The following is an 18221-nucleotide window of genomic DNA, read 5'->3' as shown; positions in this document are numbered from 1 at the left end:
ATCCTGCGCAGCGGGGACATAGCCTTGAATGATGGCCAGTACAGCATCCGAGCAACTAGGGAACCCCGTGACGGTAGCTGCCGTGCCCGGCGGGACAGCCGGAAGCGGCCCCCACGTTGCCCCGAAATCTGGGAGCGATGGGCTCCCGTTGCTGGATCCCGCGGTGCTGAAGGGCCTGGGGGAAGAACTGGGTGCTCCGGAGATTGCACGGAAGTTCGCCAGTGACTACGCCGGGATGTGGGTCCGGCGGCAGCGTCGCATAGAGGCCTCGGTCCAGCGTGAGGACCGGGCGGCCGCCGTCGACGCGGCGATCAGTCTCAAAGTTGCCTCGGTGATGGTGGGGTGCTTGCGGCTGGCACATCTGGCCGGATCACTGGAGGCGGTTCTCCGGCAGGGGGATCTCCAGGCAGGGGCAGCCCTGGTGGCTGCCATTACCATCCAGGGCCGGGCGACGGTGGACGAGTTGCAACTGCTGTATGGCCCCGACTCGGGGATACCGGACGCCTAAGAAACCAGACGCCTAGGGGTGCATGATCCATTCCCCGCCGCGCATCACTGCCTGGACGGCGAGCGTGGGATCGAGCACGAGGAGGTCGGCGCGCTTACCGGCTTCCAGCACGCCGACTTCTGTCAGTCCAAGCATGGCCGCCGGATGCTGGGTTAGTGCTTTGATCGCTTCTCCAAGGGGTACGCCGGCGGTCTGCACGGCGTACCGGAGTGCTGCATCCAGCGTGAGAGTGCTGCCCGCGATGCTGCCGTTGCTGGCCAGGCGGGCCTGTCCGTTCCGGACGTAGACGTCCAGGTGCCCGAGCTTGTAGGAGCCTTCGGGTGCGGCGGCCGCCGCCATGGCGTCAGTTACGAGCACTGCCTTTGCCGCGCTGGTGAAGATTGTCCGGATCATCGCAGGGTGGAGGTGCACGCCGTCGGCTATCAGTTCGACGAACGCTTCCCGGTCTTCCAGAAGCGCTACCGCGGGTCCCGGTTGCCGGTGGTGGATTGGGCGCATGCCATTGAAGATGTGGGTTCCGGCGGACGCACCTTCCCGGAGCGCCGCGTGGGTCTGCTCGTACGTGGCGTCCGTGTGCCCGATGGCAATGACGGCTCTAAGGTCAAGGATCTGGCGCACGGCAGCGAGGCCGCCCTCCAGTTCGGGAGCGAGGGTCACCATGCGCACGGTCCCACCACCGGCATGCAGGAGCTGCTTGATCTCGCGTGGGTCCGGGGCACGCAACAGTTCGGGAGCGTGCGCCCCTTTGTGGGTGGGGCTGAGCCAGGGCCCTTCGAGGTGGATGCCGGCCAGCAGGCCGTCGCGGACTTTTGGTGCAAGGGCCTGGACGCGTGCTTCAAGCTGATCCAGGGGCGCGGTCACCAGGCTTGCCATGATGGACGTGGTTCCGTGCCGGAGGTGGGTTCCAGCGATCCGCTCCGCGGCGGCCGGATCGGAGTCGTTGAAGCTGTATCCACCTCCGCCGTGGACGTGGGCGTCGACAAATCCCGGTACCAGCGCCGCTTCGATCCGGATGTCGGGTTCGTAAGGCGGCCTCCCCCGCCCCACGGCCTGGATGAGCTGTCCGGATATGTCGATCCAACCGGGTTCCAGCCATTCGCCGGCGCTGAACAGGCGTGCTGCTTCGATGATCATGTCAGCTGTGTTGCAGTGCGCTTGCGGCGGCTTCGTCGAGGACGACCGTGACGTGGGGATGGAGTTGGATCATGGATGCCGGGAAATCCTCGGTGACGGGCCCTTCGATGGCCCGGGCTGCGGCTTCCGCCTTGCGCAGGTCGTGGGCGATCAGCAGCAGGTGCCGGGCCTCGGAGATGGTGCCCATGCCTTGGGTGATGGCATGGGTGGGAACATCCTCCAGCGAGTCGAAGAACCGGGCGTTATCCTTCCGCGTGCTGTCGGCCAGCTCAACCACCCGGGTCCGGGAGGTGAACGAGGACGGGGGTTCGTTGAAGGCCAGGTGACCGTTGGAACCGATGCCCAGGATCTGGATGTCGATGCCCCCGGCGGCGCGGATCCGGGCATCGAAGTCACGGGCCTCGCGGGCGGCGTCGGGTGCCTGTCCGTCCGGGGTATGGATGAGGGAGGGCGTCAGGCCCAGCCGGTCGATGACTTCACGCTGGATGACCTGGGCGTAGCTGTGCTTGTGGGTGGAGCCCAGCCCGAGGTATTCGTCCAGGGAGAATCCGCGCACCTGACTGAGATCAAGATCCTCGTGTGCGAGTGCCTCGTACAGGGGCATGGGTGACGAGCCGGTGGCCAGCCCCAGGACAGCGGCGGGTTTATCCCTGACCAGGGCGGCAACGATCCGGGCGGCGTGGACGCCCGCGTCGGCGGAGGTTCCGGTTCTGATGATTTTCACGTGATTTTCGTTGTTCCTGTCGTGGAGCCGGCAAGGTTCCCGGCGCCGGATGGCATGGAATGTGCAGGCTTTGGCGGGGACTCACTTCACGCTGCCGGCGGTCAGTCCGCCGATGAGCCGTTTTTCGATCAGCATGAACAGGATCACCACGGGCACGACGGCGACGACGGAGACACCGAAGACGTACTGCCACGCCGAGTCATACTGCCCCACGAACTTGGTCAGCGCGACGGACAGCGGCTGGTTTCCGGCAGTCTGCAGGATCACCAGGCTGGCGGCGAACTCGTTCCAGCAGGCGACGAAAGTGAAGATGATTGCCGTGACGATGCCCGGCCACACCAGCGGGAGGTTGATCTTGAACAGCACAGCGAATCGGCCGGCACCGTCGATCTGGGCCGATTCATCGATTTCCTTCGGCACTCCGGCGAAGAAGCTGTGCATGATCCATACCGCAAAGGAGAGGTTGAAGGCGGCGTTGACCAGGATCATTGCAAGCCAGGTGTCCGCGATGTTGAGGGCGAGCATTTCCCGGAACAGGCCCGCGGTCAGTACTGCCGGCTGCAGCATCTGGGTCACGATCACCAGGAACATGAAGACCATCTTGCCGGGGAACTTGAACCTGGCTGTGTAGTACGCGGCCGGGGTGGCGACCAGCAGGACCAGGATGGTGGCGCAGGAGGCGATGATGATGGTGGAGATCAGGTTCTGCGGCAGTGGGGTTTCCGGGGTGGACCACATTGTGACGTAGTTGTCGAAACGCGCCGCCGATGGCAGGTATTTCGGCGGGACGCTCAGGATCTCCGGGCGGCTCTTCAGGGAGCCTATGGCCATGATCACGTACGGGGACAGGAAGACCAGGGCGATGATGAGGCCCACCACCATGCGCAAGGCGATACGGGGGCCGCTGGCCTGGTCGCTGCCATAGCGCGCCTTGCGCCGTGTGGCGCTGACGACGCCGGGACCGGCCGGCGTGGTGCCGGCCCTGGGCGGGAGCGTCGAATGTGCCATTAGTCCACTTCCTTCATTGGTTTGACCACCTTGATGTAGGCGGCCACGATCACCAGCACGATGGCGAAATTCACGACGCTCATGGCACTGGCGACGTCGAGCCGCTGGTCCACCTGGATCCACTTGAACATGCGGGTGATCAGGGTGTCAGCGTCGTATCCCGGCAGGGTGCCGGTAATGAGTTTCAGGATCGCGAGGTTGTTGAAGACATTGATGATGTTGATCAGCACCGCCACGGCAAGGCTGTCGCGGAGCTGCGGCAGGACCACGCTGAAATAGGTGCGGGCCGGACCCGCGCCGTCCATCTTGGCCGCCTCCAGCACCTCCCCGGGAATGCTCTGGAGGCCGGCCAAAATGGTGTAGGAGGTGAACGGCAGGGAGACGAAGACTGCCGTCAGGATGGCGATGATGAACGCCGACGGCATGCTCTTGGTGAAGCCGAAGGGTGCATCGATCAGGTGCAGGTCCACCATGAATTTGTTGATGATGCCGTAAAAGGGATCCAGGCCGTAAACGAAGACGGTGGTGGTCATGACCACGCTGGCCGCCCAGGGCACAATGACCGCCATCCGCACCAGGGTTCGTCCGGGGAAGGGTTTGTTGAGGAACTGTGCCAGCGCCAGGGAAAGCACCACGGTGATGAGGCCGACCGCAACCACCCACACTGCCGTGTTCAGCAGGACCCGGGGCAGGGCCGGGTCCGCGAAGACGATCTGGAAATTCTTGAGCCCGGCGGCTCCCACGTCCGTCCCGTAACTGCTGATCGAACGGAACGCGTTGTAGATCATGTAGGCGGCAGGGAACAGGACGATGCCGAAAATCAGCACCAGGCAGGGGGCGATCCAGGGCAGCGCCTTCCACAGGCTGTCCCGGCCGCGGCTGGCCTTGGCGCGCCGGGGGGCGGCCGGTCCGGCGCTGCGGGCGTCACGCGTCTTGCCCTTGGCGGCAGTTGTGCTCATCGAGTTTCTCCGGGATCTCAGCGGTCTGTAGAGGATGGCCGGTGACAGTCGTTGTCAGCCACCGGCCATCCGGGGAGTTCTAGGAAGCGGCGTCGGCCTTGGCCTGGATGTCTTTCAGGACCGATGCCGGGTCTGAGCCCTGCGCGATCTGCCCGATCAGCGACTTCACGGCACCCTGCGTCGCGGTCCAGGCCTTATTGGTGGACGGGTAGAACTGGGCATTGGGCAGCAGGTCAAGGAAGGGCTTCGTGTCTGCGTTCGACGCGAGCTTTTCAGCACCCGACTTGGTGGTGGGAAGGAAGCCTTCCGCCGAAACCCACTTGGTGTAAACGTCGGCCGAGTAGAAGTAGTCCAGGAACTTCTTGATCGCGTCCTGCTTCTTGCCCTCGTTCTTGAAGGCCATCAGGTGGTCAGCGACGCCGAGGGTAAAAGGCGAACCGTCCTTGGTGGGGATCGGGGCCACACCGTAGTTCAAGGCCGGGTTCTTCTCCTTGATCTGGCCCACTGTCGGCGGCAGTGCCTCGATCATGCCGAGCTGGCCCTGGATGAAGACATTGATCAGCGGCGTGCGGTTCGTGGCGCCCGCATTGGCCTGGGTGACCTTTTCATCAATCAGTTTCTTCATGAACGTGGCTCCCTCAAGGTTCTGGGGAGTATTCACCGTGATCTTGCTTGCATCGCCATAGCCGCCGCCGGCGCCGTAGAACCAGATTCCGGTCTCGGCCTGGGCCTCCTCGGCGCCCAGCGGAAGTCCGTATCCGGGAGTTCCCGCGTCGGTGATCTTCTTGGCAGCGGCCTCAAACTCGGCCCACGTCTTGGGTGGTGCAGAGACTCCGGCCTTCGAGAAGAAGTCCTTGTTGTAGAACAGGGCACGTGCCGATGCCAGAACCGGGAGCCCGTACTGCGCGCCCTCAATCGAAGCATTCTTCGCGAACGTGTCCTGGAAGTCCTTCAGGGTGGAGTCCGAGAGGACGTCCTTTGCCGGGTACAGGAGCTGGTCCTTGGCAAAACCGGCGTAGGCATCGATGTTGAGGATGTCAGGAGCCTGTTTGCCTTGAATCTTGGTCTTCACGACGTCGTTGATGTTGTCCCAGGACTGGACTTCCAGGTTCACCTTGACGTTCGGGTTGCTGGCCTCGAAGTCCTTGATGATTCCTTCCCACCGGCCCTTTGTCCCGTCGGAATAGCTCGGGACCAGAAGGTTGAGGGTGTTCTCGGTTGCGCCGGCGCCGCCGCCGGAGCCGCCGGATCCGCCGAATCCGCAGGCGGAGAGCAGCAAGCTGGCTGCCGCAAGTGAGGCGAGTGCGCCGGTGCGCAAGGGCTTCTTCATGGTCTTCCTTTACTTTCAACGGGCCTCTCCCGCCTCCGCCGCAGGACTAAAACAGGAAACCCGCGAGGAGAAGGAGGAAAATGATGGAATGTGATGGGACTGTGCAGCAAACAATCATGTCTAATCAGGATGCAGGTCGATTGTCTCGTGATCCAGCTCTCAGGTCAACCGTTTCGCCGAGCAATCACGGGGACGTGCGAAGATTGTTAGTGATGTTTACACCGTAGAAACAATCAGCAATAATCATTCGTGGGTGCGCTAAGCGACGACCCTCACAGGCGTCATCGTTCGCGATCGCCCATAACTGATTCCTCTCCAGAAAGGGCCTGTCACCATGACTGAGCCGAGTACCGCCAGTCGCCCGCTTGGGGCCCACATGGACAGCGAACTCTCCTCCCAGCCCGAGGTGTGGGCCCGGGCTTCCCGGCAGGCCCGCTCCGAAGCCCGGGCGCTGCTGCCAGCGGACGGCCGGAAGATCGCCGTCGTCGGCTGTGGCACGTCCTGGTTCATGGCCCAGTCCTACGCATTCCTCAGGGAGACGGCGGGCCGCGGCGTGACCGACGCCTTCGCAGCGTCCGAGGCCTTTGTCGACCGCGGCTATGACGCGGTCATTGCGATCACTCGCTCCGGAACGACGACGGAGGTGGTTGATCTCCTGCGCCGGCTGCAAGGCACAGTCCCCACCGTGGCCCTCGTCGGGGACACCGGGTCGCCCGCGACGGAACTCGCGGACGCCGTCGTCGGCCTGCCCTACGCGGATGAAAAGTCCGTGGTGCAGACCCGGTTCGCGACGGCGGCGCTGGTTTACCTGCAGACTGCGCTGGGCATCGCGGTGGACGCCGCGATAACTGATGCCGCTGCTGCCGTGACGGAGCCTGTCGCCCCGGAGCTCGTCGACGCCGAGCAGTTCACTTTCCTGGGCCGCGGCTGGACGGTCGGCCTGGCACACGAGGCGGCGCTGAAGATGCGCGAGGCCTCCCAGTCCTGGACCGAGTCCTACCCCGCGATGGAGTACCGGCACGGACCGATCTCCATTGCCGCCCCCAACCGCGTCACCTGGCTGTTTGGCGACGAGCCGCAGGGGTTGTCCTCCGACATGGCAGGCACCGGCGGTTTGTATATCCACCGCGACACCGCACCTCTCGCCGAGCTCGTGCGGGCCCAGAAAGTTGCGTTGGAGCGGGCTCGCGCCCGTGGCCTGGACCCCGATCAGCCACGGAACCTGAGCCGGTCCGTCATTTTGGACGCCTAGCCGATGAACGACGACGGTGGACGTTCCGCCGCCGATGCCGGGCCGGCGGTGTTGGCCTTCGACGTCGGCGGAACAGACATGAAGGCCGGTATCGTCCTGCCCTCCGGGCGGATCATCGGCCTGCAGCGGCTGGCCACTCCCCGGTCCGCGGAAGCCCCGGGAGACGCAGTGGTGTCCAAGATCGAGGAACTCGCCGCGGACTTCCGGGACCGGTACCCGGACTACCCGTTCAGCGCTGCCGGGCTCATCGTCCCGGGTCTGGTCGACGAGACACGGGGCACCGGCATCCTCTCGGTCAACCTGGGATGGACGGATTTCCCCTTCGCCGACCGGGCACGGGCCCGACTCGGACTCCCTGTCGCCTTCGGACATGACGTCGGAGCCGCAGGGGACGCGGAGTTCCGGTTCGGGGCAGCCCGAGGCGCCGCCGACGCCGTCGTCCTGGTGGTCGGAACCGGCATTGCCGGGGCAGTATTCAGCGACGGCAGGCGTCTGGCCGGCGGCGGATACGCCGGCGAACTCGGTCACGCCCCGGTGCCCGATCCCGACCGGCCCGGGGCAACCACAATTCTTGAAGCCGTCGGCTCGGCCGGAGCCATTGCCGCCCGCTACGCCACAGCCACGGGCCGCAACGTGGACGGTTCGCAAGAGGTCCTGGCCCTCGCCTCAGCCGGGGATCCGGTTGCAGACCGGATTTGGAACGAGGGCATCGCCGCGCTTGCGTTCGGCATCGTCCAGTGCGTTTCAATCCTCGGCTCCGAAACGATCGTCATCGGGGGCGGCATTTCACAGGCCGGTGAAGCGTTGCTCGCTCCCCTTCGGGCCCGCGTGGAGGAGCTGCTGAGCATCCACAGGCGCCCGCTCATCGTCCCCGCATCCCTCGGCCAGAACGCCGGCCTGATCGGCTCCGCACTCAAGGCCCGTGAACTCCTGGTTCCCACCGGCCCTGCGAGGGAGGCCTCATGAACGCCCCGTCCGAAGGCCCGGCGCGGCTCATCGTCACGGTCACAGCCAACCCCGCGGTGGACATGACCTACCATGTGGACGGCATACATCCGGGCGAGACCCACCGCGTCTCCCCGCCCCTGGAGCGCGCGGGCGGCAAAGGACTCAACGTCGCCCGGGTCGCCCATCAGATGGGCCACCCGGTCATGGCGGTGGCACCGGTAGGGGGTGCGACGGCAATGGTGTTCCGCACCGAGCTGGAGGCCAGCGGCGTGCCGCACAGGCTGGTCCCGGTGTCGGCAAGCACCCGCCGGAGCATCGCGTTTGTCGATACAGCCCGGGATCTCACCAGTATCTTCAACGAACACGGCCGTCCCCTGGAGGCTTCCGAATGGCAGGCCCTGACCGCCGCCGTCGAGCAGGCCCTGGACGGGCACCCCGACGGCGCCGCTCCGCGATGCGGGGTGCTCGTCGGCTCCGGGAGCCTCCCCGCAAATGCACCGGAGGATTTCTACCCGCAACTGGTCAGGCTCGCGCACAAGCACGGCCTGCCGGCCGTCATAGACACCTCGGGCCGGGGAATGCTGGACGCGGCACGGGCGGGGGCTGACCTGCTGAAGCCGAACCACCAGGAACTGATGGAAGCCACGGGCGAGAGCGACCTGCGCCAGGCGGCGAGGCGCCTCCTGGACCTGGGGGCACGGATGGTTCTCGTGAGCGCAGGGGCCGACGGCATATACGCTTTCACGGCCGACGCCCCCGGCAGTTACTGGAAAGCGCGCCTAAACCGGCCTCTGGCCGGCAACCCCACTGGCGCAGGCGACGCGGCCGTCGCAGCCGCAGCTGTCGCCATTGCCTCAGGCCAGCAGGACCCCGAGCAAATCCTGCGTGCGGCCACTGCCTGGTCGGCGGCCGCCGTGCTCATGCCGGCTGCCGGCGAAATTTCATCCCGCCACACTGACCTGGCACGGAATCTGATCGTCACCCACGAGGAGAACCCGGAATGACTTTGGCACCTACAGCAGAACTCATGGGCGAGGCGGTTGTCCGCGGCATCGGGCAGGGCGCCTTCAACGTCATACACCTGGAGACGGTCGAGGGCCTGATCGCGGGCGCAGAGAAGGCCCGCCTGCCGCTCATCCTGCAGATTTCCGAAAACTGCGCCAAGTATCACGGCGGGCTCGAACCGCTGGCACTGGCCTCGATGGCGCTGGCCCGCCGGGCGACGGTGCCCGTCGCCCTTCACCTCGACCATGCCGAGGATGAGCAGCTGGCGATGCAGGCCGTGGACCTCGGCTTCGGCTCCGTCATGTATGACGGAGCCCACCTCGACTACGCCGCCAACGTCGCGGCCACGGCACGGGTTACAGAATATGCTCATGCCATGGGCGTGTACGTGGAAGCGGAACTGGGCAAGGTCGGAGGCAAGGACGGCGCCCACGCACCGGGCGTGCGGACCGACCCGAAGGAAGCCGCCGATTTCGTTGACGCCACCGGAGTCGATGCACTCGCTGTCGCCGTCGGATCCTCCCACGCCATGACCGAACGCAGCGCCGCCCTCGACCTGGAACTGATCGGCAGCCTGCACCGGGCACTGGACGTTCCCCTCGTGTTGCATGGGTCCTCGGGCGTTGCCGACCAGGACATCGTCGCCGCGATTTCCGCAGGAATGACGAAAATCAACGTCTCCACACACTTGAACGGGTTTTTCACGCGGGCAGTCCGGAACAGCCTGGACGCCGACCCTGCGCTGGTTGACTCCCGCAAATATTTCCGGGCTGGCAGGGACGCGCTGGTGCCTGAGGCGGCCAGGCTGCTGACTCTCTTCACCCATCTGGAGCAAGACACATGAACCGCACCGAACGCCTGAACACGATCCTGAACCTGCTGGCGGAAAGCGGACAGATCGAGGTGGACGAGATCGTGGAAAAGCTGGCCGTGTCGCCGGCCACGGCCAGGCGCGACCTTGACGGCCTGGCCGCCCAGAGGCTGCTGTCCCGTACCCGCGGCGGAGCGGTCAAGGGTTCGGTGGCCTACGACCTCCCCGGCCGCTATAACCGCGATGACAATGCACTCCAAAAGCAGCTGATCGCCCAGACAGCCAGCAGCCTCATCCCCTACGGCGCCGTGGTGGGCCTCTCCGGCGGCACCACCAACACCGCCATCGCCCAGGTCCTCTCCACCAGGGCGGACCTGAACGTTCCATCGAACCGCCCCGCACTGACCGTGGTGACCAACGCGATCAACATCGCGGCCCAGCTCGCCGTGCGCCCCAACATCAAAATCATGGTGACGGGCGGAATCGTCAACGCGCGCTCCTACGAACTCGTGGGCCCCTTTGCGGAGGCCACCCTTCAGAAGGTCGCCCTGGACCTCGCCTTCATCGGCGTCAACGGCGCGGACCCCACGCTGGGACCCACTGTCAACGACGAAGGCGAAGCCACGGTCAACGCACTCATGGCCCGGCGCGCGTCCGAGGCCTACATGGTGGCGGACTCCTCCAAGATCGGGCAAAGATCCTTCGCCACCATGAGCGGATTCGCCTTCCGCAACCTCATCACCGATGCCGGCATCACCCCGGCCCACAAGACCGCGTTCGAAACCAGCGGCGTCAAAGTCATCATCGCCCGCTGAAAAAGGACGCCCGCTTCGCGGCTTGACGCGTTTCAGCCTTCCGCGGCAAGGGTCCTGATCCACTCCGGCGTCGTACGGCCCAGGCGACGGTCCGTGGCTAGCCGCAGCCTCGCCGCGGCGGCCTGCACCCCGCGGTCATAGGAGGCGGGACGGTGGACAGTTTTTCGGCCGGTGGCTCCGGCGGGCTCCCCGCCTGATGCAGTTCCCGGTCTTTGGGACCATACCGGCTCTGCGGACGCGATACCCTCCGGCGCGAGCTGCCGCACGGCGACGTCCAGCGGGTCTTCCCAAGCAACCGAGATGATGCGGAGTTCCTCGGCGCCTGGTGCTGTTTCAGCAAGGACCTCCATCAGCCCCAGCCCGACCTTGGCGCGGTCCGGGTCAATGGACAAGGAACTGTCAATCGCCCACTGCGTCCGTCTCCACCATTCCGCCCTGCCGTCAGCTTCAGTCTTCTGTTTCAGCGACCCGGTGTCTGCCTCACGTCGCTGGGCGAGGGCAAGCGCGTCGGCGACGGTGCGCTGCCGAAGGGTCCACCAGCTGATGACGGCGGCCAGCACCGCACCGATCAGGATGGCGAGCGGGCCCAGCGCCGCGAGAACCTGCCACCACTCGGCGGGGCCGGAGCGGACGAGGACCTCGATCGGCGACGGGGACGGGGTTGGGTTCACGGCACAAGCCTAGGTGGTGGCACTGACAGCCGTCAGGCGTCAGAGAGCCTGCGGCGGCCGCTGAGCTGCGGCTTCCAGACGCCTGCCGTCTGGGGAAGACGCCCGGGAATCGGCAACTCCAGCTGGATGGGGCGGTCCCCGATCGGCTCGTCGAGCAGCTCATTGATAGAGCGTTGCCCTTCCAGCTCCAGGGTCATTGGCGAGTCCATGAGACGACAATATCGGGAGCGCGGCCCGCCGAAGCCCGGACACGCGGGCGGTTGCAGGGCAGGGGCCTACGAATACCTGGCCGTTCTGGCCGGACACCGACGATGCAGTTACAGTAAGCTTACTGACGGTTTTTGAACTGTACGTCAGGTCATTGATCGACTCGAAGGAGATTCGTTGTGAGCACCAAGGTTGAAAAGCGCATCCTGGTTAACGTGCCCGTCAGCACGGCCTACAACCAGTGGACACAGTTCGAGGAGTTCCCGCATTTCATGGGCGGGGTCAAAAGCGTCACGCAGCTCAGTGACGACCGCCTTGAGTGGGTGGCTGAAATCGCAGGTGTGAGGCGCCAGTGGGAAGCGAAGATCCTGGAGCAGACCCCTGACCGGAAGGTCGCCTGGGCGGCGACGTCGGGCGCAACCAATGCCGGCTCGGTCACCTTCGAGGACCTCGGGGGCGGACAGACTTCGATCGTGCTGAGCCTCGAGTATGAGCCCGAAGGCGTCGTGGAAACTGTCGGCGACAAACTCAACGTCGTCGAGCGGCAGGCCGAAAAGGACCTCGAGCGGTTCAAGGAGTTCATCGAGGACGAGGGTTATGCCTCAGGCGCCTGGCGGGGCAAGGTGGGTACCGAGGGAACCGCCGGCACGCCCGGCGTTGAAGACGCCGCCGCCTCCCGCGGCGATTCCGGCAAGGCCGGGGTATCAGGCAAGGTTGCCGCCGGACTCGGCGTGGCCGCGGCCGCAGCCGTCGGCGTGGCAGCAGCCACGCGCGGCAAGGAAGACACCGAGGACAAGGTGGAAGTGTTGGAGGTGGAGGAGACGGTGGTTACCGGGACTCCCCGCGTCGGCACCGTGAGCACCGAGCAGATCCCACCGACGGGCACCTCGGGCAGTGTCTTCCCGCCCGCCGGGACCGTGTCGGACACGGGCGTCGGGACCGTGTCGGACACGGGCGTCGGGGCAGGCGTCACCACGGGCGCGCCGCTTGCCGACGAACCGCTTGGGGGCGGCGCCGCCACGCACCCGTTCGACCAGACCAACGGGCTCGTGGACGTGGAAGGGGATTCCGACGAGACCGCGGCCAGCGACACCCGCAGCGCCGCTGAACGGGAGGACAGGGCGGACAAGGGCCCGGGAACGATCCCGCCGAACCTGGCCGCAGGCAATTCCGGGCAGTAAAGTCACCGGCCTGTAGCACTGAACTGTAAGTAACCGGGCGCCCTTCGCTTCCCGACGCTGCTGCAAAGCACGCGGGCCGCGGGGGCGTCCGGCTGTTAACTGATGTGCGTGGCCTCGACGGCAATGCCCGCATCGCCGCCTGCAACCATGGCCTTGGTCTCGGGCGAGGAGATGCGGGTGGCCAGTTCCCTGACGACTGCCTGCAGTTCCTGCCGAAGGACATCCGGGTCAATGGAGGCGGCGGCCAGCACGGAACGCTCCATGTCCGCGGCAGCACCCACGGCCTCACGTCCCCGGTCGGTCAGGGTGACCACGTGGCTTCGCCGGTCGGACGCGCTGCGCTGCCGGGAGATATGGCCGTGCGCCTCCAGACGGCTGAGCGTCTTGCCCATCGTTTGTGCCTGGACACGGACCAGCTGGGCCAGTTGGGCCTGCGTCATCGGTCCGTTCGCGGACAGTACTTCCATAGCAATGACCCCGGCGTGGGTGAGCCCTATGGCCCCCAGTTTTTCGTTCCAGGAGTGTTCAACGAGGCGCGCCGCCGTGGACAAGAGGCGCCCCGTGGGCCAGCGTTCCATATCAGGCATAACTATGAGTATAGCGATCGCCCGATTGGTCGCCCGCACCAAGGCTCATTAGGCTGGTTCACACGACCCGCGGAGGAGAAATATTGTGCCTGAACGACTCATACCCGGAGCCCCGGCCCCGGACTTCACCCTGAAGGATGCAGCCGGAAAGGACGTGAGCTTACGGGATTTCCGGGGACGGAGCACGGTGGTCTACTTCTACCCGGCAGCCTCAACCCCGGGCTGCACGAAGCAGGCATGCGACTTCCGCGACTCGCTCGCGTCGCTGCAGCAGTCCGGTTACGAAGTGGTGGGGATCTCCCCCGACCCTCCGGCGAAGCTCGCGAAGTTCGCCGCCGCCGAGGGCCTGACCTTCCCGCTGCTTTCGGACGAGGACCACGCCGTGGCCGAGGCCTACGCTGCCTGGGGCGAGAAGAAGAACTATGGCCGCACCTACGAGGGGCTTGTCCGGTCCACTGTCGTCGTCGACCCGGAGGGCAAGGTGGAGGTGGCGCAGTACAACGTCCGGGCCACCGGTCACGTGGCCAAGCTCCGCAGGGACCTGAAAGTGGACGAGTAGGCGGCCGGCCCCGGATCGTCCCGGTGAGTCAGCCAAAATGTACAATGGAGGCTGGCATCCGCTGATGAGGTTCTCACACAGCACAGCGGCGCCGCGCGCGAGTGGTGAAATTGGCAGACACGCAGGATTTAGGTTCCTGTGCCTTCGGGCGTGGGGGTTCAAGTCCCCCCTTGCGCACATTTGAAAGAGCCCCGGTCCTCGGACCGGGGCTCTTTTGCGTGCCCTTGCCGAAAAAACGTTTTCATCCGCACCCATCCGCTTTCTCCGACCGCGCGAATACCGATTGAGACACCAACCAAGGGGTCGGTGCCCACCCAGTCGGAAAAGGCCTCGGCAAAGCCGCAGGCAACGCTCGGCACAATAAAGGAGAAACCAAAATGCAGACCATCAAGCGCACCACTTTCACCGTCGCAGGTATCGCTGCTGCAGCCATGCTCAGCCTCACTGCCTGTGGCGGCTCCAGCACCACGGCAACTACCTCCTCGGCCCCGGCAGCCAAGCCGTCAGCGTCCAGCATGGCGCCGTCGCCGTCGATGAGCTCCTCCGCCGCAGCCATGGATCCCGCGGCCAACCTCGTGGGTCCCGGCTGTGCCGCCTACGCCGCACAGGTTCCCAGCGGCGCCGGCTCTGTCTCCGGCATGGCCCTTGACCCTGTAGCCGTGGCCGCATCGAACAACCCGCTCCTCACCACCCTGACCGCGGCCGTTTCCGGCAAGCTCAACCCCAAGGTCAACCTCGTGGACACCCTGAACGGCAGTGAGTTCACCGTCTTCGCCCCGGTGGATGACGCCTTCAAGAAAATCGACGCCGCCACGATCGAAACGCTGAAGACGGATGATGCCCTCCTCAGCAAGATCCTGACCTACCACGTCGTTCCCGGCCAGGTCGCTCCGGACAAGATCGTCGGCACCCACAAGACCGTTCAGGGCGGTTCCGTGACGGTGACGGGCACGAAGGACGCCCTCAAGGTTGATGGCGCCAACGTCATCTGCGGCGGCGTCAAGACGGCCAACGCCACTGTCTACCTGGTCGACTCGGTGCTCATGCCGAAGTAGTCGGCACCCGGCACTCCCGCCACGGTTCCGGCGTTACTCCCTGGACCACGAAGGACGAAGGCCCGCACCCAAGGTGCGGGCCTTCGCCTTGGGAAACGGGGCTGTCGGGCCGGTGTGGCGGCCGGCCGTCAATTAGACTGGGGCTGGTCCGCAGCCGGCGGCCGTCCAGTTTCCCGAGGTGATTCACGAGTGCCCAGCAGTCCAGTGGCCAGCAGTGCCTGGCGCCGCCTTTCAGCCGGTATCGGCGCTGTCCTGCTTCTGTGGCCGCTGGCCTCCTGCACCGGCAGCCCGAGCCCGGGACCGGCCCCGACGACTTCCGCGACAGCCACCGCCAGCGCCGACCCCACTGCGGTGTTCACGTTCGGCACGGCCTCCCAGCCGCTCGGTCTCGATCCCGCCCTCGTTTCGGACGTGGAGTCCTACCGGATCACCCGCCAGATCCTGGAAGGACTGGTCGGAGTGGACCAGACGACGGGCCAGCCCACTCCGTTGCTCGCCACGGAATGGCAGGCCTCCGACGACGGCCGGGCCTACACGTTCAAGCTCCGCGACAAAGTGCTGTTCCACGACGGAAGCGCCTTCGACGCAGCATCCGTCTGCACCAACTTCAACCGCTGGTTCAACTTTCCCGAAGCCCTCCGGCAGCAGGCTTCCGGCACCAGCTTCAAGGGCGTCTTCAAGGCGCACGCAGACCAGGCCGCGCTTTCCATCTACAAGGGCTGCACCGAGCTGGCCCCGGACAACGTCCGGATTGACCTCACCCAGCCATTCACCGGATTCCTCCAGGCCCTCACCCTCCCGGCCTTCGCCATCTCCTCGCCCCAGGCCCTCGCGGCGCAAAGCGCCGACGTCCTGAACCAGGACCGCGACGGCCAGGCTGTCTCCGCCTACGCGCTGCACCCGGTGGGCACCGGCCCTTATGCCTTCAGTTCGTGGAACGGGGGCACGGTCACGCTCGCCAGCAACAAGAACTACTGGGGCGACAAGGGCAAGATCGGCACGATCCACTTCGTCGCCTACGACCATCCGCAGACACGGATGCAGGCCCTGCTCGACGGCAAGATCGACGGCTATGACACCGTCACCGTGGGCAACTTTGACCAGCTGGTCAAGCGGGGCCAACAGATCATCCAGCGGGACCCCTTCTCGGTGATGTACCTGGGCATGAACCAGGAGATCCCCATCCTGCAGAACCTCAAGGTGCGCCAGGCGATCGAGATGGCTCTGGACAAGGACACGCTGATCCGCCGGTTCTTCATCGACAACACCGCCCAGGCCACCCAGTTCGTTCCGGCCAAACTCAGCGGCTTCAACAACAATGCCCCGTCCCTGGGCCACAATCCGGAGAAGGCCAAGGCCCTGCTGGCCGAAGCCGGTTACAAGGGCGAGGAACTGAAGTTCTACTACCCCCTGAACGTCACGCGGCCCTACCTCCCGACGCCGGAAAAGGTTTACGCCGAGATCAGCCGGCAGCTGACCGCCGTCGGGCTGAACATCAAGCCGGCGCCCGTGGACTGGTCCGACGGGTACCTGCAGAAAGTCACCTCCCCCGGAGACCATGCCCTCCACCTGCTGGGCTGGAACGGTTCCTACGCCGACCCGGACAACTTCGTGGGTCCTCTCTTCGGCGAGAAGACCGGAGAATTCGGCTACCAGGATCCCCAGGTCTTCTCCAAGATCGCCCGGGCCCGGGGCCTGCCCGACGGCAAGGAACGCACCGAGCAGTACCAGACCATCAACGCCCAGATCGCGGCGACCGTCCCGGCCGTTCCGATCGCCTTCCCCATCTCCGCGCTGGCCCTGTCCGACCGCGTCCTCAAGTACCCGGCCTCACCGGTCCTGGATGAGGTTTTCACCAAGGTCGAACTGAAGCCTTGACGGACCGGCCCAATTTCAGTTAGTGGGCGGTGCGGGATATTCTGTGACAGCCAGACCCGCTGCTATCGGAGACTGATTGTGACCTTCATTTCCAAGACCCAACATGCCGACGTCGTCCTGATTGGCGGCGGCATCATGAGCGCCACGCTCGGCGCCTTCCTGAAGCAGCTCCAGCCGGACTGGACCATCTCCCTGTTCGAGAAGCTCGACGCGCCGGGCCTGGAGAGCTCCGACCCGTGGAACAACGCCGGAACCGGGCACGCTGCCCTGTGTGAGCTCAACTACTCCCCCGCGGCCAAAGACGGCTCGGTGGATCCTTCCAAGGCGCTCCTCATCAACGAGCAGTTCCAGCTCTCCCGCCAGTTCTGGTCCCACCTGGTCACCAACGGGATGATCGGCTCGCCCAAGCGCTTCATCAACACCGTTCCGCACATGAGCTTCGTGATCGGCGACGACAACGCCAAGTTCCTGCGGACCCGCTACGAGGCGCTCAAGCCGAACCCGCTGTTCCGCTCCATGGAGTACTCCGAGGACCAGGCCCAGATTGCCAAGTGGGCTCCCCTGATCATCAAGGGCCGCGACCCGAAGCAGCGCGTCGCGGCAACCCGCGCGGCCGAAGGGACCGACGTCGACTTCGGCGCCCTGACCCGCGAGCTGACCGGGTACCTGGGCAACAACGGAGTGGAAATCAACTACGGCCACGACGTCTCCGGCATCAAGCGCGCGTCCGACGGCGGCTGGGACCTCTCCCTGAAGCACCACCAGTCCGGCGAGCACGGCGCAATCCACGCGAAGTTCGTCTTCGTGGGCGCCGGCGGCGGCGCACTGCACCTGCTGCAGGCCTCGGGGATCCCGGAAAGCAAGGGTTACGGCGGCTTCCCGGTGTCCGGGCAGTTCTTCCGCTGCACTGACGAGAGCCTGGCGGCCCAGCACAGCGCCAAGGTCTACGGCCAGGCCTCGGTGGGAGCCCCGCCGATGTCCGTCCCCCACCTCGACACCCGCTACGTCAACGGCAAGCGCTCCCTGCTGTTCGGTCCGTACGCCGGCTTCTCCACGAACTTCCTCAAGAACGGTTCCTACCTGGACCTGCCGGCATCCATCCGCCCGTCCAACATCATCCCGATGCTGGCCGTCGCCAAGGACAACATGGGCCTCACCGCCTACCTGGTCAAGGAGGTCGCCAAGCGGCACGGTGCCAAGGTCGAGGCGCTGCGGGAGTACTACCCCGAAGCCAAGGACGGCGACTGGGAGCTCATCACCGCGGGCCAGCGTGTCCAGATCATCAAAAAGGATCCGAAGAAGGGCGGCGTGCTGCAGTTCGGCACCGAAGTCATTACCGGGCGCGACGGCACCATCGGCGCCCTGCTCGGAGCGTCCCCGGGCGCATCGACCGCCGTGCCGATCATGCTCGAGCTTCTCCGGAGGTCCTTCCCGCAGAACTTCAAGGGCTGGGAGCCGAAGTTCAAGGAGATGATGCCCGGCTACGGCGTCAAGCTCAACGAGAACCCGGAGCTCGCCGCCCGACTGGAAGCCGACACGGCCAAGGCCCTCCAGCTCGAACCGGTCAGCGCCGCACAGGGCTGACATCC

General features: G+C 65.6%; 19 protein-coding genes and 1 tRNA gene. 12 read left to right on the top strand and 8 right to left on the bottom strand.

What is annotated here, in order from left to right:
- Positions 1 to 31 precede the first annotated feature (31 nt).
- Complete coding sequence (locus QFZ65_RS08265; RefSeq protein ID WP_306909655.1) at positions 32 to 508, top strand: Hpt domain-containing protein; 477 nt, start codon at positions 32 to 34, stop codon at positions 506 to 508.
- A gap of 12 nt (positions 509 to 520) precedes the next feature.
- Here the strand turns inward: QFZ65_RS08265 and nagA are convergent, their stop codons facing one another.
- The 5 genes from nagA to QFZ65_RS08240 all read right to left on the bottom strand — a co-directional run bounded on the left by nagA (position 521) and on the right by QFZ65_RS08240 (position 5663).
- Entirely contained in the window at positions 521 to 1642 is a 1122-nt protein-coding gene (gene nagA / locus QFZ65_RS08260) for an N-acetylglucosamine-6-phosphate deacetylase (protein ID WP_306909654.1), read from the bottom strand.
- Position 1643: 1 nt separating this feature from the next.
- Positions 1644 to 2366: a glucosamine-6-phosphate deaminase gene (locus tag QFZ65_RS08255; protein WP_306909653.1), complete on the bottom strand. Its 723-nt coding sequence runs from the start codon at positions 2364 to 2366 to the stop codon at positions 1644 to 1646.
- Between the two features lie 81 nt (positions 2367 to 2447).
- Complete coding sequence (locus QFZ65_RS08250; protein ID WP_306909652.1) at positions 2448 to 3374, bottom strand: carbohydrate ABC transporter permease; 927 nt, start codon at positions 3372 to 3374, stop codon at positions 2448 to 2450.
- Positions 3374 to 4333 (bottom strand): carbohydrate ABC transporter permease, encoded by a 960-nt coding sequence (locus QFZ65_RS08245; protein WP_306909651.1) that lies wholly within the window; start codon positions 4331 to 4333, stop codon positions 3374 to 3376. Before QFZ65_RS08245 ends, QFZ65_RS08250 begins: the two co-directional genes overlap by 1 nt.
- Before the next feature lie 79 nt (positions 4334 to 4412).
- A complete protein-coding gene (locus tag QFZ65_RS08240) occupies positions 4413 to 5663 on the bottom strand; it encodes an extracellular solute-binding protein (protein WP_306909650.1) in 1251 nt (416 codons plus the stop codon).
- 376 nt (positions 5664 to 6039) lie between these two features.
- Between QFZ65_RS08240 and QFZ65_RS08235 the strand changes: the two genes are divergently transcribed.
- The 5 genes from QFZ65_RS08235 to QFZ65_RS08215 are packed head-to-tail and all read left to right on the top strand — an operon-like array spanning position 6040 to position 10494.
- A complete protein-coding gene (locus QFZ65_RS08235) occupies positions 6040 to 6915 on the top strand; it encodes an SIS domain-containing protein (RefSeq protein ID WP_306909649.1) in 876 nt (291 codons plus the stop codon).
- Positions 6916 to 6918: 3 nt separating this feature from the next.
- Complete coding sequence (locus tag QFZ65_RS08230) at positions 6919 to 7881, top strand: ROK family protein (RefSeq protein ID WP_306909648.1); 963 nt, start codon at positions 6919 to 6921, stop codon at positions 7879 to 7881.
- On the top strand, positions 7878 to 8867 hold the full coding sequence (locus QFZ65_RS08225) for a 1-phosphofructokinase family hexose kinase (protein ID WP_306909647.1): 990 nt from the start codon (positions 7878 to 7880) through the stop codon (positions 8865 to 8867). The genes QFZ65_RS08230 and QFZ65_RS08225 overlap by 4 nt, the downstream gene beginning before the upstream one ends.
- Positions 8864 to 9712: a class II fructose-bisphosphate aldolase gene (locus QFZ65_RS08220; RefSeq protein ID WP_306909646.1), complete on the top strand. Its 849-nt coding sequence runs from the start codon at positions 8864 to 8866 to the stop codon at positions 9710 to 9712. Before QFZ65_RS08225 ends, QFZ65_RS08220 begins: the two co-directional genes overlap by 4 nt.
- On the top strand, positions 9709 to 10494 hold the full coding sequence (locus QFZ65_RS08215; RefSeq protein ID WP_306909645.1) for a DeoR/GlpR family DNA-binding transcription regulator: 786 nt from the start codon (positions 9709 to 9711) through the stop codon (positions 10492 to 10494). The genes QFZ65_RS08220 and QFZ65_RS08215 overlap by 4 nt, the downstream gene beginning before the upstream one ends.
- A gap of 32 nt (positions 10495 to 10526) precedes the next feature.
- Here QFZ65_RS08215 and QFZ65_RS08210 read toward each other — a convergent pair whose 3' ends face one another.
- Together QFZ65_RS08210 and QFZ65_RS08205 are read right to left on the bottom strand one after the other, a co-directional pair.
- Entirely contained in the window at positions 10527 to 11165 is a 639-nt protein-coding gene (locus tag QFZ65_RS08210) for a hypothetical protein (RefSeq protein ID WP_306909644.1), read from the bottom strand.
- Between the two features lie 32 nt (positions 11166 to 11197).
- Positions 11198 to 11362 carry a hypothetical protein gene (locus tag QFZ65_RS08205; RefSeq protein ID WP_306909643.1) on the bottom strand — a complete coding sequence of 55 codons (165 nt, stop codon included), beginning with the start codon at positions 11360 to 11362 and terminating at the stop codon, positions 11198 to 11200.
- 189 nt (positions 11363 to 11551) lie between these two features.
- On the opposite strand from QFZ65_RS08205, the gene QFZ65_RS08200 reads away from it, so the two are divergent.
- Entirely contained in the window at positions 11552 to 12553 is a 1002-nt protein-coding gene (locus QFZ65_RS08200) for an SRPBCC family protein (protein ID WP_306909642.1), read from the top strand.
- A gap of 95 nt (positions 12554 to 12648) precedes the next feature.
- On the opposite strand, the gene QFZ65_RS08195 is transcribed toward QFZ65_RS08200, so the two are convergent.
- Positions 12649 to 13131: a MarR family winged helix-turn-helix transcriptional regulator gene (locus tag QFZ65_RS08195; RefSeq protein ID WP_306912533.1), complete on the bottom strand. Its 483-nt coding sequence runs from the start codon at positions 13129 to 13131 to the stop codon at positions 12649 to 12651.
- 94 nt (positions 13132 to 13225) lie between these two features.
- Between QFZ65_RS08195 and bcp the strand changes: the two genes are divergently transcribed.
- The 5 genes from bcp to QFZ65_RS08170 all read left to right on the top strand — a co-directional run bounded on the left by bcp (position 13226) and on the right by QFZ65_RS08170 (position 18216).
- Positions 13226 to 13699: a thioredoxin-dependent thiol peroxidase gene (gene bcp, locus QFZ65_RS08190; RefSeq protein WP_306909641.1), complete on the top strand. Its 474-nt coding sequence runs from the start codon at positions 13226 to 13228 to the stop codon at positions 13697 to 13699.
- A 95-nt stretch (positions 13700 to 13794) separates the two neighbouring features.
- A tRNA-Leu gene (locus QFZ65_RS08185) sits at positions 13795 to 13876 on the top strand.
- Positions 13877 to 14076: 200 nt separating this feature from the next.
- Positions 14077 to 14754: a fasciclin domain-containing protein gene (locus tag QFZ65_RS08180; RefSeq protein WP_306909640.1), complete on the top strand. Its 678-nt coding sequence runs from the start codon at positions 14077 to 14079 to the stop codon at positions 14752 to 14754.
- 204 nt (positions 14755 to 14958) lie between these two features.
- Positions 14959 to 16632, top strand: coding sequence for an ABC transporter substrate-binding protein (locus tag QFZ65_RS08175; RefSeq protein ID WP_373427635.1), 1674 nt, complete (start codon positions 14959 to 14961; stop codon positions 16630 to 16632).
- A 78-nt stretch (positions 16633 to 16710) separates the two neighbouring features.
- On the top strand, positions 16711 to 18216 hold the full coding sequence (locus QFZ65_RS08170; RefSeq protein ID WP_306909639.1) for a malate:quinone oxidoreductase: 1506 nt from the start codon (positions 16711 to 16713) through the stop codon (positions 18214 to 18216).
- The last annotated feature ends 5 nt before the right edge of the window (positions 18217 to 18221 follow it).

This window comes from Arthrobacter sp. B3I9 (assembly GCF_030816935.1).
Taxonomy (GTDB): domain Bacteria; phylum Actinomycetota; class Actinomycetes; order Actinomycetales; family Micrococcaceae; genus Arthrobacter.
The sequence above is the reverse complement of the archived record's forward strand: the minus strand, read 5'-3'. Positions and strand labels throughout refer to the sequence as shown.

Excerpts from the sequence above, each read along its gene's own strand:
- QFZ65_RS08265 (WP_306909655.1), top strand. The coding sequence starts at position 32 with ATGGCCAGTACAGCATCCGAGCAACTAGGGAACCCCGTGACGGTAGCT.
- nagA (WP_306909654.1), bottom strand. The coding sequence starts at position 1,642 with ATGATCATCGAAGCAGCACGCCTGTTCAGCGCCGGCGAATGGCTGGAA.
- QFZ65_RS08250 (WP_306909652.1), bottom strand. The coding sequence starts at position 3,374 with ATGGCACATTCGACGCTCCCGCCCAGGGCCGGCACCACGCCGGCCGGT.
- QFZ65_RS08245 (WP_306909651.1), bottom strand. The coding sequence starts at position 4,333 with ATGAGCACAACTGCCGCCAAGGGCAAGACGCGTGACGCCCGCAGCGCC.
- QFZ65_RS08240 (WP_306909650.1), bottom strand. The coding sequence starts at position 5,663 with ATGAAGAAGCCCTTGCGCACCGGCGCACTCGCCTCACTTGCGGCAGCC.
- QFZ65_RS08235 (WP_306909649.1), top strand. The coding sequence starts at position 6,040 with ATGGACAGCGAACTCTCCTCCCAGCCCGAGGTGTGGGCCCGGGCTTCC.
- QFZ65_RS08230 (WP_306909648.1), top strand. The coding sequence starts at position 6,919 with ATGAACGACGACGGTGGACGTTCCGCCGCCGATGCCGGGCCGGCGGTG.
- QFZ65_RS08225 (WP_306909647.1), top strand. The coding sequence starts at position 7,878 with ATGAACGCCCCGTCCGAAGGCCCGGCGCGGCTCATCGTCACGGTCACA.
- QFZ65_RS08220 (WP_306909646.1), top strand. The coding sequence starts at position 8,864 with ATGACTTTGGCACCTACAGCAGAACTCATGGGCGAGGCGGTTGTCCGC.
- QFZ65_RS08215 (WP_306909645.1), top strand. The coding sequence starts at position 9,709 with ATGAACCGCACCGAACGCCTGAACACGATCCTGAACCTGCTGGCGGAA.
- QFZ65_RS08205 (WP_306909643.1), bottom strand. The coding sequence starts at position 11,362 with ATGACCCTGGAGCTGGAAGGGCAACGCTCTATCAATGAGCTGCTCGAC.
- QFZ65_RS08195 (WP_306912533.1), bottom strand. The coding sequence starts at position 13,131 with ATGGAACGCTGGCCCACGGGGCGCCTCTTGTCCACGGCGGCGCGCCTC.
- QFZ65_RS08180 (WP_306909640.1), top strand. The coding sequence starts at position 14,077 with ATGCAGACCATCAAGCGCACCACTTTCACCGTCGCAGGTATCGCTGCT.